The 25,814-nt window shown below is 68.6% G+C and carries 20 protein-coding genes; 7 read left to right on the plus strand and 13 right to left on the minus strand.

Annotated features, from left to right (window positions below):
* Positions 1-94 precede the first annotated feature (94 nt).
* Both AC1HFW_RS12000 and cfa read left to right on the plus strand, forming a co-directional pair.
* Positions 95-649 carry a hypothetical protein gene (locus AC1HFW_RS12000; RefSeq protein WP_479283536.1) on the plus strand — a complete coding sequence of 185 codons (555 nt, stop codon included), beginning with the start codon at positions 95-97 and terminating at the stop codon, positions 647-649.
* Positions 650-781: 132 nt separating this feature from the next.
* The gene (gene cfa, locus AC1HFW_RS12005) at positions 782-1,957 is read left to right on the plus strand and encodes a cyclopropane fatty acyl phospholipid synthase (protein ID WP_061070776.1); all 1,176 of its coding nucleotides are present in this window, start codon (positions 782-784) and stop codon (positions 1,955-1,957) included.
* Positions 1,958-2,065: 108 nt separating this feature from the next.
* Here the strand turns inward: cfa and AC1HFW_RS12010 are convergent, their stop codons facing one another.
* Positions 2,066-3,709 (minus strand): GMC family oxidoreductase, encoded by a 1,644-nt coding sequence (locus AC1HFW_RS12010; protein ID WP_479283538.1) that lies wholly within the window; start codon positions 3,707-3,709, stop codon positions 2,066-2,068.
* Between the two features lie 135 nt (positions 3,710-3,844).
* On the opposite strand from AC1HFW_RS12010, the gene AC1HFW_RS12015 reads away from it, so the two are divergent.
* Positions 3,845-4,732 carry a LysR family transcriptional regulator gene (locus AC1HFW_RS12015; RefSeq protein WP_479283540.1) on the plus strand — a complete coding sequence of 296 codons (888 nt, stop codon included), beginning with the start codon at positions 3,845-3,847 and terminating at the stop codon, positions 4,730-4,732.
* Positions 4,733-4,868: 136 nt separating this feature from the next.
* A complete protein-coding gene (locus tag AC1HFW_RS12020) occupies positions 4,869-5,768 on the plus strand; it encodes a TonB family protein (RefSeq protein ID WP_479283542.1) in 900 nt (299 codons plus the stop codon).
* Between the two features lie 22 nt (positions 5,769-5,790).
* On the opposite strand, the gene AC1HFW_RS12025 is transcribed toward AC1HFW_RS12020, so the two are convergent.
* Positions 5,791-6,771, minus strand: a complete 981-nt coding sequence (locus AC1HFW_RS12025; RefSeq protein ID WP_479283545.1) for a LysR family transcriptional regulator — start codon at positions 6,769-6,771, stop codon at positions 5,791-5,793.
* A 135-nt stretch (positions 6,772-6,906) separates the two neighbouring features.
* Here AC1HFW_RS12025 and AC1HFW_RS12030 point away from each other — a divergent pair, with 135 nt between their 5' ends.
* Positions 6,907-8,223 carry an MFS transporter gene (locus tag AC1HFW_RS12030; protein WP_479283546.1) on the plus strand — a complete coding sequence of 439 codons (1,317 nt, stop codon included), beginning with the start codon at positions 6,907-6,909 and terminating at the stop codon, positions 8,221-8,223.
* A 34-nt stretch (positions 8,224-8,257) separates the two neighbouring features.
* A complete protein-coding gene (locus AC1HFW_RS12035; protein WP_479283548.1) occupies positions 8,258-9,574 on the plus strand; it encodes an ArgE/DapE family deacylase in 1,317 nt (438 codons plus the stop codon).
* A gap of 18 nt (positions 9,575-9,592) precedes the next feature.
* Here the strand turns inward: AC1HFW_RS12035 and AC1HFW_RS12040 are convergent, their stop codons facing one another.
* From AC1HFW_RS12040 to trpB, 3 genes are all read right to left on the minus strand, one after another.
* Positions 9,593-12,070, minus strand: coding sequence for a DNA internalization-related competence protein ComEC/Rec2 (locus AC1HFW_RS12040; protein WP_479283550.1), 2,478 nt, complete (start codon positions 12,068-12,070; stop codon positions 9,593-9,595).
* A gap of 126 nt (positions 12,071-12,196) precedes the next feature.
* Positions 12,197-12,988, minus strand: a complete 792-nt coding sequence (gene trpA / locus AC1HFW_RS12045) for a tryptophan synthase subunit alpha (RefSeq protein WP_479283553.1) — start codon at positions 12,986-12,988, stop codon at positions 12,197-12,199.
* Positions 12,985-14,193 (minus strand): tryptophan synthase subunit beta, encoded by a 1,209-nt coding sequence (trpB, locus tag AC1HFW_RS12050; protein ID WP_479283554.1) that lies wholly within the window; start codon positions 14,191-14,193, stop codon positions 12,985-12,987. The genes trpA and trpB overlap by 4 nt, the downstream gene beginning before the upstream one ends.
* Before the next feature lie 123 nt (positions 14,194-14,316).
* Here trpB and AC1HFW_RS12055 point away from each other — a divergent pair, with 123 nt between their 5' ends.
* Complete coding sequence (locus AC1HFW_RS12055) at positions 14,317-15,174, plus strand: LysR substrate-binding domain-containing protein (RefSeq protein ID WP_479283555.1); 858 nt, start codon at positions 14,317-14,319, stop codon at positions 15,172-15,174.
* Positions 15,175-15,262: 88 nt separating this feature from the next.
* Here the strand turns inward: AC1HFW_RS12055 and dld are convergent, their stop codons facing one another.
* From dld to AC1HFW_RS12095, 8 genes are all read right to left on the minus strand, one after another.
* Positions 15,263-16,954 (minus strand): D-lactate dehydrogenase, encoded by a 1,692-nt coding sequence (gene dld / locus AC1HFW_RS12060; protein WP_479283556.1) that lies wholly within the window; start codon positions 16,952-16,954, stop codon positions 15,263-15,265.
* Between the two features lie 128 nt (positions 16,955-17,082).
* Complete coding sequence (locus AC1HFW_RS12065; protein ID WP_479286494.1) at positions 17,083-17,844, minus strand: sulfite exporter TauE/SafE family protein; 762 nt, start codon at positions 17,842-17,844, stop codon at positions 17,083-17,085.
* A 148-nt stretch (positions 17,845-17,992) separates the two neighbouring features.
* Positions 17,993-19,450: a sulfatase family protein gene (locus AC1HFW_RS12070; RefSeq protein ID WP_241069904.1), complete on the minus strand. Its 1,458-nt coding sequence runs from the start codon at positions 19,448-19,450 to the stop codon at positions 17,993-17,995.
* 26 nt (positions 19,451-19,476) lie between these two features.
* A complete protein-coding gene (locus AC1HFW_RS12075) occupies positions 19,477-20,256 on the minus strand; it encodes a GntR family transcriptional regulator (protein ID WP_006395780.1) in 780 nt (259 codons plus the stop codon).
* Entirely contained in the window at positions 20,253-21,863 is a 1,611-nt protein-coding gene (locus tag AC1HFW_RS12080; protein ID WP_006395781.1) for a GMC family oxidoreductase, read from the minus strand. The genes AC1HFW_RS12075 and AC1HFW_RS12080 overlap by 4 nt, the downstream gene beginning before the upstream one ends.
* Before the next feature lie 12 nt (positions 21,864-21,875).
* Entirely contained in the window at positions 21,876-22,829 is a 954-nt protein-coding gene (locus tag AC1HFW_RS12085; RefSeq protein ID WP_479283559.1) for a PDR/VanB family oxidoreductase, read from the minus strand.
* A 17-nt stretch (positions 22,830-22,846) separates the two neighbouring features.
* Positions 22,847-24,271 (minus strand): Rieske 2Fe-2S domain-containing protein, encoded by a 1,425-nt coding sequence (locus AC1HFW_RS12090; protein ID WP_479283561.1) that lies wholly within the window; start codon positions 24,269-24,271, stop codon positions 22,847-22,849.
* 27 nt (positions 24,272-24,298) lie between these two features.
* Positions 24,299-25,795 carry an NAD-dependent succinate-semialdehyde dehydrogenase gene (locus tag AC1HFW_RS12095; RefSeq protein WP_479283563.1) on the minus strand — a complete coding sequence of 499 codons (1,497 nt, stop codon included), beginning with the start codon at positions 25,793-25,795 and terminating at the stop codon, positions 24,299-24,301.
* Positions 25,796-25,814: the final 19 nt, after the last annotated feature.

Raw genomic sequence — 25,814 nt, forward strand, 5'->3', positions numbered from 1 at the left:
CCGCCCCGCGCGACGCGCCCGCAACGCCTTTCGGCGGCGGCTGACTGGCCCTAGAATGGCGCGTCGCCTCGCGGCTTCCGGAACCCCACGCACCATGCCAGGTGGATACATGCTCAACGGCGGCTACGTCGCCGCCGCCCTGCTCTTCATCGCCGCCCTGTTCGGCGTGCTGCTCATCGGCCTGGTCGTCGGCTGGCGCGCCGGCCGCGGCAGCCGCCCGCAACTGGTGCTGGCCTGGCTGCTGGTGGTGGTGCTGGTGCCGCCCTGGCTGCTGGCGCTGACCGCCAGCGGTGACATCTTCGGAGTGGTCCTGATTTCCCGCTACGCGCTGGCCCTGCCGGCGCTCGCCGCGCTATGGTGGCTGCGGCGCAGCATCCACGCCTTCACCGGCCAGCGGCCGGGGCTGGAACGGCTGCCGCGCACACCCTGGCTGATGCTGCTGGCCGCGGTGCTGCTGTACAGCCTCCTGGGTTATTGGTCAGGTCATCGTTACGATTATTCGTTCGACATCAACGACACCATTACTTCCATGGTCTTTATCATCGCCACGGGCCTGTTGGTGGCAGGATGCACCTGGGCCTTGCGCAGCAGCATACGTTGGTTAAGATTGGCGGGTCCCGGGTCAGCGGCCGAGGTATCCCGGCCCTGACGGTCCGCTGAAATTAGATTGCCTATCGGCCTGATTCAATCATTAAATTGGATTTCACCCGCCGGTCCGGGCGAGAGTTATGCGCTTCGAGCATTGCCAGATCAGTCAGTCCAGAATTGATATGGAGTCACTATGCACCAAAGCAGTCCGACTACTCAGCTAACTCCCCCCCGCGCCGACGCCGCGCCGCCCGAACCGCCCAAGGTCCTGCAGGACGTGCTGGCGCGCGCCGACGTCCAGATCAACGGCTCGCGCCCCTGGGACATCCAGGTTCATGACAAGCACATGTACGAGCGCGTCTTCGCCAGCTGGTCGCTGGGGTTGGGCGAGTCCTACATGGACGGCGAATGGGATTGCGAGCAGCTCGACGAACTCTTCACCCGCCTGCTGCGCGCCGACATGGGCTCGGCCGCCCTCGGCCTGGCGCGCGTCAAGCTGATCGCCGAGCACCTGCGTCACAAGCTGTTCAACCTGCAATCCAAAAGCCGCGCCTTCGAGGTCGGCGAACAGCACTACGACGCCGGCAACGACGTGTTCGAGGCCATGCTCGACAGCCGCATGATCTATTCCTGCGCCTTCTGGGAACAGGCCGACACGCTGGAAGCCGCGCAGGAGGCCAAGCTCGACATGATCTGCCGCAAGCTGCAGCTCAAGCCCGGCGAGACGCTGCTGGACATCGGCTGCGGCTGGGGCGGGCTGGCCAAGTTCGCGGCCGAGCGCTACGGCGTCAAGGTCACCGGCGTCACCGTCTCCAAGGAGCAGCTGGCGCTGGCGCAGGAACGCGTGCGCGGCCTGCCGGTGGAACTGCTGCTGCAGGACTACCGCGACCTGCAGGGCAGCTTCGACAAGGTGGTGTCGGTCGGCATGTTCGAGCACGTCGGCCCCAAGAACTACGACACCTACTTCACCAATGTGCAGCGGCTGATGGCGCCCGGCGGCATCTTCCTGCTGCACACCATCGGCATCGCCTCGACCAGCCAGAGCACCGACCCCTGGATCGACCGCTACGTCTTCCCCAATGGCAAGCTGCCCTCGGCGCGCGAGATCAGCACCTCGGTGGAAGGCCGCTTCATCATCGAGGACTGGCACAACTTCGGCGCCGACTACGACCGCACGCTGATGGCCTGGTGGGAAAACTTCCAACGCGCCTGGCCGCAACTGCAGGAACGCTACGGCACGCGCTTCTACCGCATGTGGCAGTACTACCTGATGTGTTGCGCCGGCTTCTTCCGTTCGCGCGAAGGGCAGCTGTGGCAGGTGATCCTGACGCATCCGCAGCGCCAGGAGATGTACCGCTCGCTGCGCTGACGAGGATATCGGCCGCTGCCCCCGTCCCCGGGAGCAGCGGCCGATATGCGGGTCAGCAGGGTGAGTGAAGCGCGCGCAGGCTTGCCCGCCCCAGCGCGGGCGCCCCCATCACGCCACCAGTTCGGCCGCCTGCGCCTCGGCGCCGACGCGCGCCGCGTCCTCCAGGATCATCTGCGCCGCCCGCTCGGCGATCATGATGGTCGGCGAATTGGTGTTGCCCGACGTGATCGTCGGCATGATCGACGCGTCGGCCACGCGCAGGCCTTGCAGGCCATGCACGCGCAGGCGCGCATCCACCACCGCGCCGTCGTCGGCGCGGCGGCCCATGGCGCAGGTGCCGACCGGATGGAAGATGGTGGTGCCGATCTTGCCAGCCGCCTCGCGCAGCTCGGCCTCGCTCTGGTAGGCCGGCCCCGGCAGCCACTCCTCGGGCTGGTAGCGCTGCAGCGCCGGCGCCGCGCTGATGCGCCGCACCAGGCGAATAGCGTCGGCCGCCACCTTCAGGTCCTGATCTTCCTTCAGGTAATTCGGCGTGATCACGGGCGGCAGCGCACCGTCCGCCCCCTGCGCGTGCACGCTGCCGCGCGACACCGGCCGCAGGTTGCAGACGCTGGCCGTGAACGCGTCGAAACCATGCAGCGGCTCGCCGAACGCGCCCAGCGACAAGGGCTGCACATGGAATTCCAGGTTGGCCCGTTCCTGCCCCGGATCGGACTTGGCGAACGCCCCCAGTTGCGACGGCGCCATGCTCATCGGCCCGCTGCGGTTGAGCAGGTATTCCAGCCCGATGCCGGCCTTGCCCCACCAGGTCGAGGCGATGCGGTTCAGCGTCTTCACGCCGCGCACCTTCAGGATGACGCGCAGTTGCAGGTGGTCCTGCAGGTTCTCGCCCACGCCCGGCAAGGCGTGATGCAGCGCGATGCCGCTTTCGCGCAGGCGCGCCGGCTCGCCGATCCCCGACAGCTCCAGCAGCTGCGGCGTATTGACGGCGCCCGCCGCCAGCACCACCTCGCGCGCCGCGCGGACGCTGACGGACTGGCCCTCGCGCCGCACCTGCACGCCGACGCAGCGCGTGCCCTCGAACAGCAGTCGCTCGGCATGCGCGCCCGTCATCACTCGCAGATTGGCCCGCTCGCGCACCGGCCGCAAAAAGGCCTTGGCGGTATTCCAGCGCCAGCCGCGGCGCTGGTTCACGTCGAAGTAACCAACGCCGAAGTTGTCGCCGCGGTTGAAATCCTGCACCCGCGGAATGCCTTCCTGCCCCGCCGCGTCGGCAAAGGCGTCGAGGATGTCCCAGCGCAGCCGCTGCGCCTCCACCCGCCATTCGCCCCCGGCGCCGTGGCATTCGTCGCCCCCGCGGTAATGGTCCTCGCTGCGCTTGAACACCGGCAGCACCTGGTCCCAGCGCCACGACGGGTCGCCGGCGATCTCGGCCCATTCGTCATAGTCCTGGCGCTGGCCGCGCATGTAGATCATGCCGTTGATCGACGAGCACCCGCCCAGCACCCGGCCGCGCGGATAGATCAGCGACCGTCCGCCCAGCCCCGGTTCGGCGCCGGTGCGGTACATCCAGTCGGTGCGGGGGTTGCCGATGCAGTACAGGTAGCCGACCGGAATGTGGATCCAGTGGTAGTTGTCGCGTCCGCCCGCCTCCAGCAGCAGCACGCGCACCGCCGGGTCGCGGCTCAGGCGGTTGGCCAGCACGCAGCCAGCCGACCCCGCGCCCACGATGATGTAGTCGTATGTCTCCATTCGCGCTTCTTCTTTTAAGTCTCAAGTGGCGGTGCCACTGTCGCGCAGCCGGGCGGCCCTGTCCAATGAATTGTTGAAAAGCGCTTTATAAGTCTCTTTAATAATGGGTATCGCCCATTACGCGGGAAACGAGTCATGGACCTCAAGCACATCCGCACCTTCGCCGCCGTGGCGCGCGTCGGCAACCTGACGCGCGCGGCCGAGCATCTGCACCTGACGCAGCCGGCGCTCAGCCTGCAGCTCAAGAGCTTCCAGGAGGCGCTGGACCTGCCGCTGTTCACCCGCACCGCCCAGGGCCTGGCGCCCAACGCCGATGGCCGCGCGCTGCTGCCCTCGGCGCAGCGGGTGCTGGACGCGCTGGAAGACTTCGAGCGCGCCATCGGCGCCCTGCGCGTCACGGTGCAGGGCGAACTGCGCCTGGGCACCATCCTCGACCCCGAATTCCTGCGCCTGGGCGCCACCCTGCGCTACCTGGTGCAGCACTACCCCAAGATCCGCCCCACCCTGCGCCACGGCATGTCCGGCTCGGTCGCCCGCCAGGTGCGCAACGGCGAGCTGGACGTCGGTTTCTCCCTCGGCCCGCGCGACCAGGCCAGCGGCCAGCCCGCGCTGCATGCCCTGCCGCTGGCGGCGTTCTCCTACTACGTGGTGGCGCCCAAGGGCTGGGGCCCGCAACTGGCCGGCCGCGGCTGGCACGAGATCGCCGCCCTGCCCTGGATCTGGACCCCGCCCGACTCGGTGCACCACCGCCTGCTCGCGGCGAAATTCAGCGAACTGGGCGTCACCCCCAACGCGGTCGCCGAAGTCGACCAGGAAGCCTCGATGCTGGACCTGGTGCGCTCCGGCGTCGGCCTGACCCTGGCGCGCGACTCCATCGCCCTGCGCGAATCGCAGGCGCACGGGCTGGCGCTGGCGCCGGGGTTGTCGATCGAGGCGGAGCTGGCCTTCATCACGCTGGCCGCGCGGCGCGAGGAACCGATGGTCGCGGCGGCCTTCGACGCGGTGCGCGCGGCGTTCGGATGAACGCCGCCCGGGCTGGGCGCCACGCCCGCGGCGCGGCAGCCGCTCGGGTATGCTCGCCCTGACGGCGTCCGCGTCGGCCGCGTCGCTCGTGTCATCCGGCCCGCGCCGGACCCATCCTCATCCGGAGACTCCCCCCATGCATTGGCGGTCCATCGCTTGCGGCCTGACCCTCGCCCTCGCCTGTGCGGCAGCCCCCGCCGTCGCCGCCGTGCCCGCCAACGAGGCCGAATGGACCCAGGCCGTGCAACGCCGCATGATCAGCCGCCTGGACTACCCACGCGAAGCGCACCGCCTCGGCGGCTCCGTCAGCCTGTCGCTGAAGATCACGGTGCTGCGCAACGGCGCCATCTATGACATCGCGGTGAACCGGTCCTCCGGCGACGCCGCGGTCGACAAGGCCGCCATCGCGATGGTGCGGCGCGCCGGCCCCCTGCCGGCCTTCCCCGCCACCATGGCCAAGGACCGGACCGAGCTGATGCTGCCGCTGCGCTTCCAGCAGGAAGACGACACGGCCGCCCCCAGCGACATGGCGCCGCCCGCCAACGTCCCGCCGCGCCGCTATGTCGACGCCGCCACCGGCTTCGGCGTCACCGTGCCCTCGCCGCTGCGGGTCGGCCCCGCGCCCACCCGCGGCAGGTACGACGCCCAGATCGAGATCTCCAGCCCCGACGGCTTCCCGCCCAAGGCTCAGGACGCCAAGTACCTGTGCCGGATCGGCTTCCAGGCCACGCCGGCCGGCGCCAAGCCGCCCGCCGCGCAGACGCTGCGCACCCAGGTCGCCGCGGCCGAACGCCGGCAACGCCGGTTGCGTGGTTCCATCGAGCTGTACGATCGCTTCACCCTGGACGGCGCGCAGGGCCTGGACTACCTCGCGGCGCCGGGCCCCGGCCGCCCGGACACGCTGTACTACTACGCCGACATCGTATTGCCGCAAGGCCGCGTCCACATGGCCTGCGCCACCCTGCGCGATGCCATGCCCGCCGCCATGACGATGTTTCGCCAGGTGCGCGACGGCATCGCCGCCAAGCCCCGCTGACGCGCGGGCCGGACCGCGCGCGTCAAGACGGCGGCAGATTGCCGGGCACCAGCCGTTCGGCCATGGTGAACCCGTCGATGTAGTCGCGAAAGTGCTTCAGGAAGGCCGCTTCGGCCGGACTGCGTTGCACGTCCCGATGCCACAACAGGTGCAGGTCGACCGAACACACGCCCTCGCCGGGCGGCAGCCGCCACAACCGGCCCTCGGCAAGGTCGCGCCGCACGCTGTGCTCGGGCAGGCAGCCGATGCCGAAGCCGGCGATGAGCAGGCGCTTGACCTCGTCATGCTGCGTGGACGTCGCCACCACCCGCCCTGAAAACCCGCGCTGGTCGCGAAAGATCGTCAACGGCGACAGGCTGTCGCCCAGGGCATCGCTGGCGAAAGAGACGAAGTTCTCACCCATCAGGTCTTCGATGCGCAGATCCTGCCGGCCGAACAGCGCATGGTTGCGCCCGCAGAACAGCGCGTAGCGCTGGTGCAGGAACACCTTGTTCTCGAGCCGCTTGGGCATCTGCCGGCATAGCGCGATGCCCGCCGTGCCCACGCGCTGCTGCATCAGCGTCACGATCTCGCTGCTGGGCAGCACATCCATCTGCACGTCGATGCGCGGACAGGCCGCGTGGAACGCCGCCCAGAAATCGTCATAGACCTGGGAATGAATGCGGCTGGCCACCAGCAGGTGGATGCGGCCGGTCGCCTCGACCTCCGTCTGCGACACGTCGGTCAGCAGTTGCGCCACGTTGCCATAGATGGCCTCCGCGGCGCGGCACACCTCTTCGCCGGCATTGGTGACGGTGAAGGCCTGGTTGTGCCGCTCGATCAGGCGCCGGTCCAGCTGTTCCTCCAGCCGCTTGAGCGCCTGGCTGACCGCCGATTGCGTCAGGTGCAGCTTGGCGGCCGCGCCGCTGATGCTGCGCTCCTGCACGATGACCAGGAAGGTTCGCAGCAGGTTCCAGTCGAGGCGGTCGCTGCTGCGGACGTCGGCGGGGTGGGTGTTCTTCATTGCGGGCCTGTCCGAGGAATCGGCAAAACATCAATTTTACTTAAGTCAAAAATTAAAAACCATAAATTGACGTTATATCGAGGCGGGAGCGATAAACACGCCTTCGAACAACGACAACACCCCAAGAGGAAACCCATGACCGCTCCCGCCCATGCGCCGGCGGCGCGCCAACCCGTCCGGGCCGCGACCGCCGCATTCGTCGGCACCACCATCGAGTGGTACGACTTCTACATCTACGCCACGGCCGCCGCGCTGGTGTTCGGCAAGGTGTTCTTCCCCACCGCCGATCCGTTCGTCAGCACCATGGCGTCGTTTGGCACGTTCGCCGCCGGTTTCCTGGCACGGCCGCTCGGCGGCGTCATCTTCGGCCATCTCGGCGACCGCGTCGGCCGCAAGAACGCGCTGATGGCGACCCTGGTCATCATGGGCCTGGCCACGGTCGGCATCGGCCTGCTGCCCAGCTACGCCACGGCCGGCCTGTGGGCGCCCGCGCTGTTGCTGCTGCTGCGCCTGGCCCAGGGCCTGGCGGTGGGCGGCGAGTGGGGCGGCGCGGTCTTGATGGCCGGCGAACACGCCTCGCAACGCCGCCGCACCTTCGCCGCCTCGTTCGCGCAATTGGGCAGCCCGGCCGGCCTGATCCTGTCGCTGCTTGCGTTCCGGCTGCTGACGACGCTGGACGAGGCCGATTTCGTCAGCTGGGGCTGGCGCGTGCCCTTCCTGATCAGCGCGGTGCTGCTGCTGGTCGGCTACTTCATCCGGATCGGCGTCAACGAATCGCCCGATTTCGCCAAGGTGCTCGAGCGCCAGGAGCGCGCCGAGATCCCGGCCAAGGAAGTGCTGCGCACCGCCTGGCGCACCGTGCTGCTGTGCATGGGCGTGTGCACCGTGGCGATCGGCGGCATCTATTTCACCAACACCTTCATGCTGTCGTACACCACCCAGACGATGGGCCTGAGCCGCACGCTGATCCTGGATTGCCTGTTCGTGGTCGCCATCATCCAGTTCTTCGTGCAGCCGCTGGCCGCCTGGCTGGCGGACGCCGTCGGCCCCACCCGCGTCCTCATCACGGCCGCCTTCTGCTCGGTGTTGGCGCCCTATCCCATGTTCATGCTCGTGTCGCAGGGCACGCCCTACAGCATCGTCGGCGGCATCGCCATCGTGCTGGTCTTCATGGCCGCGATCTATTCCGCCATGGCCGGCTACATCAGCTCGGCGTTCCCCACCCACGTGCGCTATTCCGGCATCTCGCTGTCGTACCAGTTGTGCGGCGCGGTCGCCGGCGGCATGACGCCGCTGATCGGCACCTGGCTGACCTACCACTACCCCGGCCAATGGCTGCCCCTGGCGATCTTCTATTCAACGCTGTCGGCGATCACGCTGGTGTCGATCTGGGCGCTGGCCGGCCACAAGCGCCGCCTCGCGCTGGACGTCGCGCCCGCCGCCGCGGCCTGAACCCGCCCTGCTTCCCTTTCTTTCAGGAAACCCGATGACACAGACCACCACCCCGCCCGCGCTCTCCGAGGAACAGACCCGCCGGATCCTGCAGGCCGTCGACGCGCATTTCGATGCCCAGCTGGCCTTCACCCAGGATCTCGTGCGCTTCCCCTCGTTGCGGGAACAGGAGCATACGGCGCAAGACTTCCTCTACGATGCGATGCGCGCGCGCGGCTTCGCGATGGACCGCTGGAAGATCGACGTCAAGGACATCGAATCCCACCCCGGCTTCGGCCCGGTGACCGTCTCGTATGAGAATGCCTTCAACGTGGTCGGCACCTATCGTCCCGCGCAGCAGCAGGGCCGTTCGCTCATCCTGAACGGGCATATCGACGTGGTGCCCACCGGCCCCGTGGACATGTGGACCCGCTCGCCATGGGATCCGGCGATCATCGACGGCTGGATGTATGGCCGCGGCGCCGCCGACATGAAGGCCGGCCTGGCCGCCAACCTGTATGCCTACGACGCCGTGCGCGCCGCCGGCTATGAACCCGCCGCCCCGATCTACTTCCAGTCGGTGGTCGAAGAGGAATGCACCGGCAACGGCGCCCTGGCGGCGCTGCTGCGCGGCTACCGGGCCGACGCCGTGATCATTCCGGAGCCGGAAGAGAACATGCTGGTGCGCGCCAACGTCGGCGTGCTGTGGTTCAAGGTCCGCGTGCAGGGCCATCCCACGCATACCCGCGAGATGGCCAACGGCTTCAACGCCATCGACGCCGCCTACGCCGCCATCGAGGCGCTGCGCGGCATCGAAGCCAAGTGGAACGCGGAGCACCACTGCCACCGCCACTTCGAACACCTCGACCATCCGATCAATTTCAACATCGGCAAGATCGAGGGCGGCGACTGGCCCTCGACGGTGCCGCCCTGGTGCGAGTTCGACGTGCGCGCGGCGATCTATCCCGGCACCACCGCGGACGAGGCCCGCGCGCAGATCGACGCCTGCCTGCGCGACGCCGTCGCCGATCCACGGCTCGGCGGCACTCCGCCCCAGGTCACCTACACCGGCTTCTACGCCGAGGGCTACGTGCTGGAAGAAGGCAGCGACGCCGAGAACACGCTGCGCCAATGCCACCAGCAGGCCTTCAAGAGCGACCTCGAAAGCTTCACGACCCCGGGCTATCTCGACGCCCGCGTCTTCGTGATCTATGGCGACATGCCCACGCTGGTCTATGGCCCGAAGTCGCTCGACATCCATGGCTTTGACGAACGCGTCCACCTCGAATCGCTGCGGCTGATCACCAAGACCATCGCGCTTTTCATCGCCCAGTGGTGCGGCGTCCACGAAGCGCCAGCCAAGGCCGCCTGAACCCGGCGGCGCGCCGGCTCAGCGGCCATGCCAATAGCGCCGCTGCCGGTCGCGCTGGGCCCAGACGTCCAGCCCGCCGGGACGCGACCGCGCCATCACCGCCCCGTCGCGGTCGCTGCGCCAGAAGGCCGCGCCGGCGCGCAGCCAGCGCCGCTCGACCGCCGGCGCGGGGTGGCCGAAGCGGTTCAGGTAGCCGCACTGCGCGATCGCGTGCCCGGCCCGCGACGCCGCCACCAGTTCACGCCCGGATGACCACGCCGACCCGTGATGCGGCGCCAGGACGATATCGGTCGGCGGCAAGCCCAGCGCGGCCAGCTCGCGCTCCTGCGCCACTCCGATGTCGCCCGTCAGCAGCAATGAATGGGCGCGGCCCTCGACCCGCAGCACGCAGCTGTTGGCATTGCGATCGCCCCCGCGCACGACGGCGCCCGGCGCGGGGTGTAGAAAGGTGAAGGTCACGCCATCGACACGCCAGCTGTCACCGCGCTCGCAGCGCAGCATCCGCGAGGGCGCGGCATCGCTGGCGCCGCCCCCGGACGCGCCATTCGGCGGTGCACCGGCTGCCGGACTCGCCCGCGACGCGGCCTGCGTCATCGCAGCCCCGTGCTGCCCCGGCCACAGCCTGGCGTCACGCCGCAACCAGGCCGCCACGTCGAACGACGCATAACTGCGCGCCACCGGCACCGCCGCCAGCACCGAGCGCGTGCCGCCCACGTGGTCCAGGTCCGCGTGCGACAGCACCAGCACGTCCAGCTTGCCGATGCCGCGCGCCTGCAACTGCGGCGCGATCACCCGCTCGCCCGCATCCCCGCCACCGAAATGACGCGGCCCCGCATCGAACAGCAAGGCCTGGGTCGCGGTCTCGACCAGGATCGCGCTGCCCTGGCCGATATCCATCGCGCTCATGCGCCAGTCGCCCGGCTCGGGCCGCTCCGGCCGCCAGCACAGCAGCGGCAACATGCACAGCCACCCCAGGCGCCGCGCCGGCCAGCCCGGCGCCTGCAGCGCCCACACCATGCCCGCCAGCGCCCACAGCAACCACGGCCAGGGCGCCGCCGCCACCGTGAAGCTGGCCCAGTCCGCATTGCCCACCCACGCCACCACCGTCATCGCCAGGTCGAAGACCCACGCTCCCGCCTGCCCCGCCACGGCAGCCAGGCCGGCCGTGGCGGACGCCACCGACAGCATCGCACACAGCAATGCCAGCGGCGTGACCAGGAACGTCACCGCCGGAATCGCCACCGCATTGGCCAGCGGCGACCCCAGCGACACCTGGTGCACCAGGAACGCCAGCAGCGGCGTCAACCCCAGCGTCACCGTCAGCTGCAACCGCGTGGCCTGCGCCAGCGCCGCGGCCCAGCGCTGGCGCCACCCGGCCTCCGCGTCGCGCGGCGCCTGCGCCACGCGCAGCAGGATCGCCACCGCGCCGAACGACAACCAGAAGCCGGCCGCCATCGGCGCCCAGGGATCCAGCATCACCACCGCCGCCGCCGCGAACGCCAGCACCCGCCCCGCCGATATCCGCAGGCGCGACCATCCCGCCGCCAGCACCACCAGCAACATGAAGAACGTGCGCCGTGATGGCACGCCCCACCCCGCCAGCAGGCAATACGCCAGCCCCACGACCATCGCCGCCGCGCCGCCCGCGATGCGCGCCGGCACCCGCTCGGCCAGGCCCGTGCCGCGCCAGCGCGCGCGCCGCCACGCCGCCGCCAGCAGCCAGGCGGCCAGGCCCGCGATCGACGTCACGTGCATGCCGCTGATGGACACCAAATGGGTGATGCCGCTGCGATTGAAGAGGCGCCAGTCGTCCCGCGCCACGCCGGCCTGGTCGCCAATCGCCAGCGCGATCAGCACCGGCGCGTAGCGGTGGCCGCCAAGCGCGCGCCGCATGCCTTCGCGCACGCGGTGCCGGGCCCGCTCGATGGCCACGCCGGCCGACGCCCAGGGCTGGTCATCCAGCAGGCGCGGCTGGCCGCGCACCGTGCCCGTGGCGCGCAAGCCGCGCGCGAACAGGCGCGCCTCGCCGTCTGGCAAATCAGGATTGAGCGGCGCATGGGGACGGCGCAGCACCATTGCCATGCGCCATACCTGCCCGGGCACCACCGACGGCAGCCCCGGCTGTCCGCCGGGCGCGGCGAGCCACGACACCAGGATGCGCCGGGGAATGCCGGGGCGTACCGGTCCGACCTGCTCGCCCACGAAACGCACGCCGCCGCCGTCATCGTCAGGCAATTCCACCACGCGCAGCGCCAGCCGCGCCACGGCGTTCTGATGTACGTCGGCCAACGCGTCGTTCAGGCGCCATTGCGCCTGCATCGCGGCGTTGGCCGCGCCGATCAACAACCCCGCGATCAGCCAGACCAACAGGCCCGCGACTCGCCCGCGCCAACGCCGGGCGGCCAGCGGCAACAGCGCGCACGCCACGCCGGCGGACAGGTAGAACCCCGCTCCCGGCAGCGCCGCCAATCCCTGCACCGCGCCCGCGCCTGCCACCAGCGCCAGGCAGAATATGCGCCCCTTGATATCCGTCTCCCGAGAAACGGATAAGCGTAGGAGGTCGGCATCGCCGGCAGAACAGCCTGTGAATGGATTTGCCTACCTCGGCAAACCGTCAATCCATCAGGCCGTCGCCCGAGCCGCCGCCCCCAACACCCGCACCTCGTCCAGCGCCGCCCCCACCCCGCCCGCCGCCAGCACCTCGACCAGCCGGGTCCCCACCGCCACCAGATCCGCATGACGCCCCACCGCCTTCAACTGCGCGGCGGTCCGCACCCCGAACCCCGCGGCGATCGGCAGCCGCGTCCTGGCGCGGATCCGTTCCAACGCCGCGGCGATCATCGCGTCCGAAGGCAGCGCCGCCCCGGTCGTCCCCGCCAGCATCACGTGGTACACAAACCCGCTGGCGCCTTCCAGCACCCTGTCCAGGCGTTCTTGCGTGGTCGTCGGCGCGGTCATCTTGATGAGGGCGATGCCGTGCCGCCGCGCCAGCCGTTCGAGGCTGGCGGCGTGCTCGGGCGACAGGTCCACCACGATCAGCCCGTCGACGCCGGCCCAGGCCGCGTCGGCCATGAAGCTGGCCGCTTCGTAGCGCAGCAATGGGTTCAGATAGCCCATCAGCACGACCGGCGTCTTCTCGTCTTCCTCGCGGAAGGCGGCGACCAGGTCGAGCGTGCGGCGCAGGGTCTGCCCCGCCTTCAGCGCCCGTGCGTTGGCCAGTTGCAGCACCGGCCCGTCGGCGATCGGATCGCTGAACGGCATGCCCAGTTCGATCACGTCCGACCCCGCCGCGGGCAGGCCGCGGAGCAAGGCCAGGCACGCGTCGTATGACGGATCGCCCGCCGTGAAATAGGCGGCCAGTCCCGGCCGCCCGGCGGCGCGCAACGCCGCCAGGGTCTGTTCGATACGGCTCATGCGGCCTCTCCCGTGAATTGCCGGACCGAATGCAGGTCCTTGTCTCCGCGTCCGCTCAGGCAGACCACCAGTGTCTGCTCGCGGTCCATGAGCGGGGCGAGTTTCCTGGCGTAGGCCAGCGCATGCGAGCTCTCCAGCGCGGGGATGATGCCCTGGCGCCGCGTCAGCCACAGGAACGCGTCGACCGCCTCGGCATCGGTGACCGATTCATAGACCACCCGTCCGGTGTCGTGCAGCAGCGCGTGTTCCGGCCCGACGCCCGGATAGTCCAGCCCGGCCGAGATCGAGTGCGCGTTCTGGATCTGGCCGTCCGCGTCCTGCAGGAAATAGCTGCGGCAGCCATGCAGGACGCCGGGAGAGCCCTCGCCGATGCTGGCCGCGTGCTCGGCGGTGTCGGTGCCGCGGCCGCCCGCCTCGATGCCGAACAGCCGCACGCCGGCGTCGTTCAGGAACGGATAGAAGAAGCCGATGGCATTGGAGCCGCCCCCCACGCAGGCGATCATCGCGTCGGGCAGCCGCCCGGTCTTGTCGAGGATCTGCGCGCGCGTTTCCTCGCCGATGACCTTCTGCAGTTCACGCACCAGCCAGGGATAGGGATGGGGCCCGGCGCCGGTCCCCAGCAGGTAATAGGTGTCGTCCGGATGCGCGATCCAGTCGCGGATGGCGGCGTTCATCGCGTCTTTCAGGGTGGCGCTGCCTTCCGGCACCGGCCGGACCTCGGCGCCCAGCATCTCCATGCGCGCCACGTTGCTGGCCTGGCGCGCCACGTCGACGGCGCCCATGTAGACCACGCATTCCAGGCCATACAAGGCGCACACCGTGGCGGTGGCGACCCCGTGCTGGCCCGCGCCGGTCTCGGCGATGATGCGGCGCTTGCCCATGCGCCGGGCCAGCAACACCTGGCCCAGGCAGTTGTTGATCTTGTGGGCGCCGGTGTGGTTCAGGTCCTCGCGCTTGAGAAAGAGGCGAGCGCCGCCCAGTTCCTCGCTGATGGCCCGGGCGTACAGCAACGGACTCGGACGTCCGACATAGTCGGCCAGCATGGCGCGGTACTCGGCCCAGAATCCGGCGTCCTCGCGGACGGCGCGATAGGTGTGTTCCAGCGCGTCGAGCGCCGGGGCCAGCGTCTCGGGCATGTAGCGGCCGCCATAGCGGCCGAACTGCCCGGCGGCATCGGGGTATTCAGGATGGGAGATAAAAGACATGGTTTCAGGCCCTGGAGAAGATGCCACCCATGGTATCCAGTGAAATCATCCCGATAAATCATAGATTTCTTGCCCATCGGTATCAGATTTTCTAATATCAAAGCCATGAGAAACCTGCCCCCCATGAATTCGTTGCGCGTCTTCGACAGCGCCGCCCGGCACCTGAACCTCTCGCTCGCGGCCCAGGAACTGGGCGTGTCGCACAGCGCGGTCAGCCAGCAGGTGCGGCAGCTCGAGACCTGGCTTGGCGGCAAACTGTTCGAGCGCCACTCGGACGGCGTGCGGCTGACCGCGGCGGGCCAGGAGCTGCAACGCGTCTGCCTGCCGGCGTTCGACATGCTCGAGCAGCGCCTGTCGGAATTGCTCGGCCGCTCGACGTCGACCGAAGTGGTGATCGGCGCCCCGGCCAGCCTGCTGTCCAACTGGATCATTCCCCGGCTGGAGCATTTCGAACGCGCCCATCCCGGCGTCCAGGTGCGGCTGCAGACGGCGGCCGACATCGCGTTGCTGGAACGGCGGGTGGTCGACGTGCTGATCGTGGCCGACGAACACCGGTCGCCGGATATCGAGGCGCTGCCGCTGTTCCAGGAGAGCATCGGGCCGGTCTGCACGCCAGCGCTGGCTGGCCGGATCCGGCGGGCGGCCGACGTGCTCGGTTCGCCCTTGCTGCACGCCGCCTCGCGCCCCGCCGCGTGGGAACATTGGGCCCAGGCCTGCGGCGTGACGCTCGGCGCGCAGCAGCCCCGGCGCCAGTTCGACCAGCTCGGCCACATGCTCGAGGCCGCGGTGGCGGGCCTGGGCATCGGCATCGCGCCGCGCGAGCTGGCGCAGGCCGACATCCGGGCCGGCCGGCTGGCCGCGCCGCTCGGGTTCCAGGACACGGGCGGCCGCTTCAGCCTCTATGCCCGCACCGATGCCCGGGACGTCGTGGACGATTTCAAGCGCTGGTTGAAGGCCCAGGCGCAGCCTGACGTTTCCTGACCTTCAGGTCCCGCGAAGCGTAGGCGGCAGCGGCGTCATCGGCGATGGCCTGACCACGCGCGGCGATCCACCGAGAAGCTTCGGCTTCTCACTCCCAGTTCTTGCGCTTCGAGAGTTGCCCGACCCCGGGATTGAACTGGTTGCAGGGATCCAGGGCGCGATAGAAATTCCGCAGCTCTGGGCCGGCCTGGTACAGATGCCCGACGTTGTGTTCGGCCGGATACTGCGCGCCACGGGCGTCCAGCAGTTTCCACATGCGGTGCTCCAGGTCCAGGCAGTCCACGCCCTTTCTCACGATGTAGTCCTGGTGGAAGACATGGCAAAGAAAGTGCCCGTAATAGAGCTTGGCCACCATGGCGGTCTCCATCTCCTCGGGTAGCACTTCCAGCCAGTCGCGGTCATTGCGCTTCAGGGCAATATCCAGCGCGACGATATCCTCCACCGCGTCCGGATGCATGGCGCGGTAGCGCACGGCGGCGCCGGCCGCCGCGAATCGCAGCAGGAAGGCGGCCGCGCCTTCTTCCGGGGAGCACAGGAAATAGGCGCCGGTGGCCTTGTTGAAATAGGAGTCCAGGAAAGCCTGAAGCGGCTCCTTCAGCTTTCTCGACACCTTGATCATCAGATAGTGCTCATACCGCGCGCGAAAGTCGCGAAGGCGGGCCGGCAGGTGATCGCCACAGCGTGCGCTGAAGAACTGCAACAGCCGGTCGCTCATGTTCCTGGGGAGGAACGAGAATCTCGCGCAGAAACCGTCCACCCGTGCTTTCAACGCGAAAAAGGAAGGAAGCCTTGCGGTGCCCAGCTTGCGGATGGCCAGGAAAGTGTCCTTGCCGTAGACGTCGGCGATATCGAACGCATCCCGGTGCATGTATTCCCCCGCGATGGGCAATGCAGGCAGGGCCGTCAGAAGATAGCGCCGAATATCCGTCAGCTCCGCGGGATCATTGGTCCCGATATAGAAAACGTCGGTCTGCGTCTCCGCCGCAAACGTGTCCAGGCGCACGGCAAAGAGAATCAGCTTGCCGGCACTGCCCGAAGCCTCGTACAGCCGTTTCGGGTCCGCGTTGAAGCGCGCGGGCGAATCGGCGTCGACGTCGCGGACGTGCCGCGCATAATCCTCGTCCGAGCCGCGCCCGCCATCGTGGATGTCGCCAGGCCGGTAGGTGCCGTCATCCAGACGCCGCAGGATCTCCTCGGGGGACTCTCCCAGCGAGATGCCCAGGTGGTTGACCAGGGATAGTTTGCCATCCTGCCCCAATTGCGCGAACACGGCCATCTCGGTAAAGGCGGGGCCGCGCTGAACCAGCGATCCACCGGAGTTATTGCAGATCCCTCCGAACACCGAAGCGCCAATGCACGAAGACCCGATGACCGAGTGCGGTTCGCGTCCCAGCGGCTTGAGCGCTTTCTCCAGCTGGTCCAGGGTGGCGCCGGGAAAGCAGATCACCTGTTGCCCGTCGCGGATCAGCTGTATTTTCTTCATGCGCAACGTGCTGATGATCACGATCTCCCGATCGTAGTCATTGCCGTCCGGCGTCGACCCACCGGTCAAGCCGGTATTGGCCGCCTGCATGATCACGATCTTGTCGTGCGCCACGCAGGCCTGGACCAATCGCCATTGCTCCAGCAAGCTGCCCGGCCGCACAACCGCGATCGCCGATCCGAAGCCGAAACGGAATCCCGTACGGAACCGCTGGGTATGCTGCGGATCGGTCAAGACATGGGCCGTGCCGACAATGCCGCGCAATTCGTCGAGCAGGCGCTGGTTATCAGGATTCATGCAGGTCCTTGGAAAGAAACTGTGGGAACGACTTGCGGACGAAACCGTCCGCCGGCGACAGGCGTCACCCGCACTTGCGCTGGCGACGATAACAGAACGGCGAGGTCGGCCGGCGCCACGCGCCGGTGCTACAGGAAACCGCGCGCGGCCGAAACCAGCAAGGCCGCGCCCGATAGCGTCAGCAGCATCAGGATAATGCGGCGGAAGGTTTCGTCGCACAGGCGGGCATACAGGCGCGCCCCCAGCCAGGTCGACACCATGATGACGGGCAGCAACGCCCCGAACCAGGGCAGCATGGCCACCGACACGGTGGACGAGACGACGTAGCACGTCATCGTGAACGACAGGATCAACAGGTTGAATCCCTGGACCAGATTGCGCTGCATGTCGCGCGGATACTGCCGCAGGGTGCACCACAAGGCCGGCGCAATGCCCGTGAGGCCCGCCAGGCTGCCCAATATTCCGCCACACAGGCCCGCGATGCCATCGCATACGCGGTCATATCCGCGGCCACGATTGGCCTGCTCGATCTTCCGGCGCGACAACAACATGAAAGAACACCAGGCGACCAGCACGATTCCCAGCAGGAGCTTGAAAATGGCGGGATCCAGCAAGGGCAACAGGGCAAGGCCAAGCGGCACGCCCAACGCCCCGCCCGCCAGGAACGGCAGCAACCGTTTCCACGGGAACGCCTGGCGCACCGATAAAGCCCCGGTCACCTGGCCGACGAGCGCGCCAAACACCGTCAACACAGCGGCCAGGCGAGGCTCCAGCACCCAGGCCCAGATCGCCATCGACACCATGCTGAAAGCGAAACCCGACAGCCCCTGCACGAAGCCCGCGACGGCCGCGCCGCCCAGGGTGAACCACAACATCGGCCCGAAGAGCATATGCCGTCCCAAATCGAATCGAAGGAAGAGAAAGCCAGGGCCTGCGCGCACGGGAAGGCGCCTGGCACGGGCCGGCGCTCGGCCGCCAGGCCAGCCGCGCCCGCCGCGATGGCCTCGATGGCCGCGCGGGCGCGGCCGGCGCGCCGCGTCAGTCGAACGCCAAGGCCGAACCCGGCACCGGCGTGAAACCGAGATCGCCGCGGGCGATCACCGCTTCGCGGCCGCCGTTCTCGCGCAGCAGCGTCTGCTGGCGCGCCTTGGCCTGGCGGTCGACCGCCTGCGGATCACAGATCAGATACAGCTGCTGGCGGCAGGCCTGCAACGTATCGGCGTGGCGCGGATCGGCGGCCAGGTCCTGGAGTTCTTCGGGGTCGGCTTCCAGGTCGAACAACTGCGCGGGATAGCCGGCGTACTCGATGTACTTGTACTTGCCATGGCGGATCATGAAGGCGCCCGTGGTCGAACCCATGCCGTGGTATTCCACCAGCACGTTGCGCCGCGGCGTCTCGCCACGCGCGATCTCGAACAGCGAATGGCCGGGATAGCCTTCGCGCAAGGCCGGTTCGGTGTTGCCGACGGCGTCCAGCACCGTGGGATAGGCGTCGATATGCGTGACGGGCACGTCGACCACCCGCCCTTGCGGAATGTCATCGCCCGCCATGATCAGCGGCACGCCCGCGGTTTCCTCGAACATGGTCGACTTGCCCCACAGGCCGCGCGCGCCCAGGTTGTCGCCATGGTCGGAGGTGTACATCACGCGGGTGTCATCGGCCAGGCCGGCGTCCTCCAGCGCGTTGAGGATCTTGCCGATGTTCTCGTCCAGGAACGAGCACAGGCCGTAGTAGCCGGCGACGGCGCGCTTGACCGCGTCGCCCTCGAAATAGTCGTCGTAGTTGAAGCTGTTGCGGTAGTCGACCAGATAGGGGTGGTCCGGCCGCTCGCGCCTGTCGTACAGCTTGGGCAGCGGCAGGTTCTGGTTGAAATAGCGGTAGTAATGTTCCGGCGGCGCGGTCAGGGGGAAGTGCGGCGCCACCAGCGATACGAACAGCACCCACGGCTTGTCCGATTCGCGCCGCGCCGCCTCGCGCAGCCAGACCTGGGCGCGGGCCGTGATCTCACGGTCGTAGAAGGTGTACGAACTTTCGCCAGGCCCCGCGAAATGGGCCATCTTGTAGGCGCCCTTGCGCACCGGCAGTTCGCTGCGGACCAGGCCCATCAGATCGCCCTTGCCCTCGATGATGTGCATGGGGATGATCTCTTCCGAGAACCCGTGGTCCTCGCCGGGCTGGCGGAAATGGAGCTTGCCAATCGAAACCACGTCGTGATCGCGTTCGCGCAACCGATGATGCCAGCTGGGCACCGCGCCATCGTAGGCGTCGGCATTGTCCCAGTAGCCGATCTGATGAATGTACTTGCCCACCGCGAACGAGGCCCGGGCGGGAATGCACACCGGGCTGGCGCAATAGGCCGAGCTGAACAGCGTGCCGCGCGCGGCCAGGGCATCGAGATGGGGGGTCTTGACGATCTCGCTGCCGTAGCAGCCCAAGGCCTTGGGCGAGTGTTCGTCGGACATGATGATCAACAGGTTCTTCGGTTTCACGGTCATGGCTCTACTAGGTTGAATGGCTGATGTCAGCCGCTTGATAAATTGGCGTCGGGGAACGCGAGATCGCGCGAGGTCGGGCCCAGGAAGAATTCCTGGTAGTACACGCATTGCCCGCGCCCGGACCGCGCCACGGCCTGCATGTAGATGCCGCGGTAGGGATGCGGCACGCCGATGCGCTCGCAGGACTCGGTGTCGAAATCGGCCAGCTTCACCCGATGGGTGATGTTGGTGATAGGCAGCTTGAACTGCTGGATGATGACTTTCTTGAAGTTGGCGCCATTGAGCTTGTCCATGGGCATGTCCCACAGGCGCTTGAGCAATTGCCGGTCGGCATAGAACCGGCTGGAGATACGGAACTCGTCGTTGATGATGATGAGGCGGTCGAGCCGCATGACGTTGGCGTCGGTTCCCAGGTACTGGTTCCAGGGACCCGCGCCGGTCACGGGGGTGCGCAGGATGACTTGCGAGAAGGTCGGCAGCACCGAGCCATCGTCGTCCAGGAAGCGGCAATGCCACGGATCCTCGATCTGGCGAGGCGCCTCGGCGATGAAGCTGCCCAGGCCGTGCATGCGCACCACCAGGCCCTGCTCCACCAGGTCGCGCAACGCCCGCTGCACGGTGCCGAGGCTGAACGGCGTCAGCTGCGCCAGTTCCTCCTCGGCCGGCAGCTGGTCGCCCGGCTGCCAGATCCCGCGCCGGACCGCGTCGACCAGCACCTCGACCAGCCGCTGGTACTTGGGCCGGCGGGTCGGATCGGGGGCATGCAACGTCTCGAAGATTTCCAGACGACGTTCCAAGGTACTCATGAGATTTTCTCCCTGTCTTGCATGATCATGTCGGCGCCTTTCTCGCCGATCACGATGCTACCAGCGTTGGTATTGCCGGAAAGCAGCAGGGGCATGATCGAGGCGTCGACCACGCGCAGCCGGTCCACCCCGCGGACCCGCAGCCGGGTATCGACCACGGAATCGGCGTCGGCCCCCATGCGGCAGGTGCCCACGGGGTGGAAGATGGTGGTGGCGTACCCGCGGATGAAACGCAGGACCTCGTCGTCCGACTCGACGTTGAAACCGGGCCGGTATTCATCGGCAACGTACGGTGACAGCGCACGGGTCCGCACCAGCTGGCGCGCCATCCGCACCCCTTCGACCATGGTGCGCCGGTCGAACTCGGTGTCCAGGTAGTTGAAGCGCGCGCGCGGCGCGGCCAGCGGATCGGGCGAGGCCAGGTCGAGCCGGCCGCGGCTGGTCGGCCGCAACTGGCAGACCGACAGGGTGAAACCGGAGAAATCATGCGGCCGGCCGGCCGTCATGTCGGCGCTGATGGTGCCGAAGTGGAATTGCACGTTGGGGGTCTGCTCGGCGTCGTTGGTGCGCGCGAACATGCCGCCCAGCTGGATGCCGGCCGCCACCGGCCCGGCGCGGCGCAGGATCCATTGCAGGCCGATGCGGGCCGTGCCCCACCAGGTCCGCAGGGCGTCATTGGTGGTGATCGGCCGGGTGCAGCGGTACATCAGCCGCGATTGCAGGTGATCCTGCAGGTTGCGGCCGACTTCGGGCAGATGGTGCACCGGCGCGATGCCCAGCGCCCGCAGCGCGTCGGCGTCGCCGATGCCCGACAGCATCAGCAACTGCGGCGACTGGATCGCGCCGGCGCTCAGCACCACCTCGCGCCGGGCGCGGGCCTGGCAGGCCTGGCCGGCGCGCAGGTACGACACCCCCGCGGCGCGGCGGCCTTCCAGGATCAGGCCGGTGGCGTGCGCATCGGATTGCACGCACAGATTGGCGCCGGCGATGCCCGAGCGCAGGTAGGCCTTGGCGGCCGAGCAGCGCAGGCCATTGCGGGTGGTCAGCTGGAAATAGCCGGCGCCTTCCTGACGCGGACCGTTGAAATCGTCGGTGCGCGGCACGCCCAGTTCGTTGGCGCCGCCGATGATGGCCTCGATCAGCGGGTGGCGGCCGCGGATATCGGATACCGCCAGCGGCCCGTCGCCGCCATGGCAGGCGTCGGCGCCGCGCTCGTTGGCCTCGGAGCGCTTGAAATACGGCAGGACATCGTCCCAGCCCCAGCCGACGTTGCCTTGCGCGCGCCAGCGCTCGAAATCCTCTTTCTGGCCACGGATGTAGACCAGGCCGTTGATCGAGCTGGACCCGCCCAGGGTGCGGCCGCGCGGAATGTAGATCCTGCGGTTGTCGAGATGGGGTTCGGGCTCGGATTCGAATTGCCAGTTCAGTTGCGGGTTGAACATCGTCTTGCCATAGCCGATGGGGATGTGGATCCACATGTTGCGGTCCCGCGGGCCGGCCTCCAGCAGCAGTACCGTGGTCTTGCGGTCCTGCGCCAGCCTGGCGGCCACGGCGCATCCGGCCGAGCCCGCGCCCACGACGATGTAGTCAAACTCCCTGGTCTCCACGTTCCCTTCCCCTCAGATGTCCAGTACCACGGCGCCCTCGCGGACACGCGCGCAGCAGATCAGTACGCTGTCGGCGCGTTCTTCGTCGCTCAACAGGTAGTCGTTGTGTTCGATCAGGCCCGACAGGTAGTGCAGCCGGCATTCGCCGCACAGCCCGGCCTCGCAGGATGAATTGCAGGCCACGCCGGCGCCGCGCAGGGCCTGCAGGATGGTCTGCCCCGGCGCCACCGGCACCGAGCGGTCGCTGCGGCGCAGCGTCAGGCTGGCCGGCTCGCTGTCCGCCGCGGACGCCGGCGCCGGCGCCAGGTCGGCGCCGAAATGCTCCGAATGCACCGCCTGCGTCGGCCAATGGGCGCAGGCGGCCTGCACCGCCCGCATGAAGCCGGGCGGGCCGCAGAAATACAGCTGGCCATCCTCCGCCCGCTGCGCCAGCAGCTGGCCGAGATCCAGGCCGTTGGCGGGGTTGCCGCCATCGTGGTGCAGGAAGACGCGGCCGCGCCACTTGTCGCCGGCCAGATAGCTGGCGAAGGCGGTGCGCTCGGGCGACTGCGTGCAGTAGTGCAGCGTGTACGGCCGGCCCAGCGCGTGCAGCCGTTCGGCCATCGCCAGCAACGGCGTGATGCCAATGCCGCCGGCCAGCAGCAGCGAATGGCCGGCGTCCTCCCGCAACGGGAAGTAGTTGTGCACGCCCGCCACCTCCAGCAGGTCGCCGGGCCGCACCTGTTCGTGCATGGCGCGCGAGCCGCCGCGGCTGTCCGGCACGCGCAGCACGGCGATGCAATAGCGGTCAGTGCTGCCCGGCACGTTGCACAGGGAATAGCGGCGGTTGACGCCACCCGGGGTACGGATATCCAGGTGCGCGCCGGCCTCGAACGCGGGCAGCGGCGCGCCGCCCGGATCGACCAGGTCGAAGGCGTAGATGCCTTGCGCCTCATACCGGATCGCACTGACTCGCAGCTTCAGCATGGCTCTCTCCGCCTCCCTCAGCCGGCGCTGGCCGCCTGGCGCGCGCGGTCGATGGCGTCGAGCCGGACGCGCACGTGCGCATCGCGCTGGTCCGCCGGCAGCGCGTCGGCCGACCGCATGATCTCCAGCACCTGCTTGCCGGCGGCGGCCAACTGCTTGCGGTCCGCCTGCTTGTCGGCCAGTTCGGCAATGTCCAGCACCGAATCCTGGGCATAGATCGGCAGCGTCCGGCCCTGCTCCTGCAACTGCTGGTAGAGCGCGTAGGGCGCGGTCTTGTCCTGCACGGCGTTGCGCAGCAGCTTGCGGCACATGTACACGCCCACGTCCGAGACGCCCGGATGCTCGGCGCCGTGCGCGGCGATCCGGCCCTGGCTGACGATGGCCTCCCAGTCGCCCGGCGCGCGCTGCCCCTCGTCGTAGCTGCGGTTGCCGGTCTGCCCTTCCAGGAAGTCGATCTTGTCGACGCCGCAGTCCGCTTCGTTGCCCAGGCCATCCGGATCGACGGCGCTGTTGAAGTGGCGATAGCCGAAGATGATCATGTTCTCGTCGTCGACCGGCACGTTCCAGCGGGTGCAGCCGGCGGTGCCGTGGCGTTCGCGCGCGGCGGTCGGCAGCAACGAGCCGATCTGCAGGTAGTTGGGGAACACCATTTCGGTGATGCGCACCCAGATCTTGTCGCCGGGCAGGCGGCGCGAGGCGATGAACACGCAACCATTGCCGTCGCGCGTCGCTTCCCATTGCATGACCGGCATGTCGCCGAAGCCTTCCAGCGACACGCCCGCCGAGGTCGCCGCGTCCACGCCTTCGACCACCATGTGGTTGTGCAGCACGGCGGTATGCATGTGGTCCATGATGTTCTCGTAGACCTGCAGCCAGTTGCACGGGTAGATGTTCGAGAACGCCACCAGCCGGGTGTCGGCGGGCAGGCTGTAGGTATCGAACTGCGGAAATGGCGGCGCCTGGCCCGGCCCCATGTAGGCGAAGACCAGTCCATCGCGCTCGAACGCGGGATACGCGCCCTGGCACACGGTCTCCTTCAGGCGCGTGGCGTCCGGTTCGCAGGGCGCGTCCAGCAAAGTGCCATCCACGCCGTAGTGCCACCCGTGGTAACAGCAACGGATGCCGTGCTCGGCGATGATGCCGAACTCCAGCGAGGCGCCACGGTGCGCGCACTGGCGATGCATGACGCCGACGTCGCCGCTCTTGTCGCGGAACGCCACCAGGTCCTCGCCCATGATGCGGATGGCCTTGGGCACGTCCGTCAGCTCCTGCGACAGGCACACCGGCTGCCAGTGGCGGCGCATGTATTCGCCCATCGGCGTGCCGGGGTTGGTGCTGGTCAGTTCCAGGTCCGGGCCGGGCCGGTTGCGTTGCTGGTAGCCGGAGAACCGCAACGGATGTTCGCTGCGGGTCGCGGGCACGGAACTCGTGGCTTGCGTCATGTCTTGTCTCCTGATGATTGGAATGGGTCAAACACGCAGATTCGATTGGCTGATGAAGCGGATCTGCTGGTAGGCATCCAGGCCTTCCGGCCCGCCTTCGTAGCCCAGCCCGCTGTCCTTGACGCCGCCGACCGGCGCGTCGGCCAGCGAGGGCGTGAAGTTGTTGATGCCGATCCACGCCGCGTCGATGTCCTCGGCAAAGGTGGCGGCGCGTTGCAGGTCATTGGTGAACAGGTAGGCCGCCAGCCCGTACTCGACGGCATTGGCGCGCGCGATGGCGGCGTCCAGGTCGCCGAAGGACAGGATCGGCGCCACCGGGCAGAACGGTTCCTCGCGCAGGATGCGGGCGTTGGCGGGCACGTCGGTCAGCACCGTCGGCGGGAAGAAATAGCCCGCGCCCGCCTGGCGCGCGCCGCCCAGCCTGACCTGGGCGCCGCGCCGCCGCGCGTCGTCGACCAGTTCGGCCGCCGCGGCCAGGCGCCGCTCGTTGTTCAGCGGCCCCATGCGCACCCCGTCCGCCAGGCCGTCGCCCACCTGGAGCTGGCTGGCGTACTCGACGAAGTGCGCGACGAAGGCCCCGTAGAGACTGTCCTGCACGAAGAAGCGGCTGGGCGACAGGCACACCTGGCCGCTGTTGCGGTACTTGAAGGCAACGCACGCCTGCGCGGTGCGGGCCACGTCGACGTCGTCGCAGACGATCACCGGCGCATGGCCGCCCAGTTCCATGGTGCACGGCTTGAGATGGCGCGAGGCCAGCATGGCCAGCAAGCGCCCCACCGGCACCGAGCCGGTGAACGAGACCTTGCGGATCACGGGCGAGGCGATCAGGCGCTCGGAAATCTGCGCCGGCTTGCCATACAGCAGGCCGATCGCGCCCGGCGGCACGCCCGCGTCCAGGAACGCCCGCACCAGCAGCATGCCGATGGCCGGGGTTTCCTCGGGCGCCTTGAGCACCACGGTGCAGCCCGCCGCCAGCGCCGCCGCCACCTTGCGGGCAGCCAGGAACGCCGGGAAATTCCACGGCACGAAGGCCGCCACCGGCCCGATCGGGCGCTTGACGGTGGTCTGCGTCAGCAGCGCCGAGCGGGGCGGCAGTTGCCGGCCGTAGGCGCGCTTGCATTCTTCCGCGCAGTAGACGATGCCCTCGATCACCCGGCCCAGCTCGCCGTCCGCATCGGCCAGCGGCTTGCCGTTCTCCAGCGTCAAAACCCGCGCCAGCTCGCCACGGCGCTCGTCGATCAGTTGCGCGGCGCGCATCAGGATCGCCGCCCGCTCCCAGGCGCTGGTACGCGACCAGGCGGCAAACGCGCCGTCGGCGTGGCGCAGCGCGTCGTCGATGTCCTCGTCCGTGGCCACCGGCAACCTGCCCAGCTCGGCGCCGTTGGCGGGATTGCGCACCGCCAGCGTTTCGCGCCCCTGCGCATCGCGCCACTGTCCGCCCACGTACAGGGCGAGTGCTTGGGGATAGGCCGCCGCGTGCAGGCTCGCGGTCGCCGCGGCCCGCTCGTGTTTCGTTTGCTTCATGGCTTGTGACTCATCATGG

The sequence above is a fragment of the Achromobacter sp. ISS7 genome (assembly GCF_056523125.1).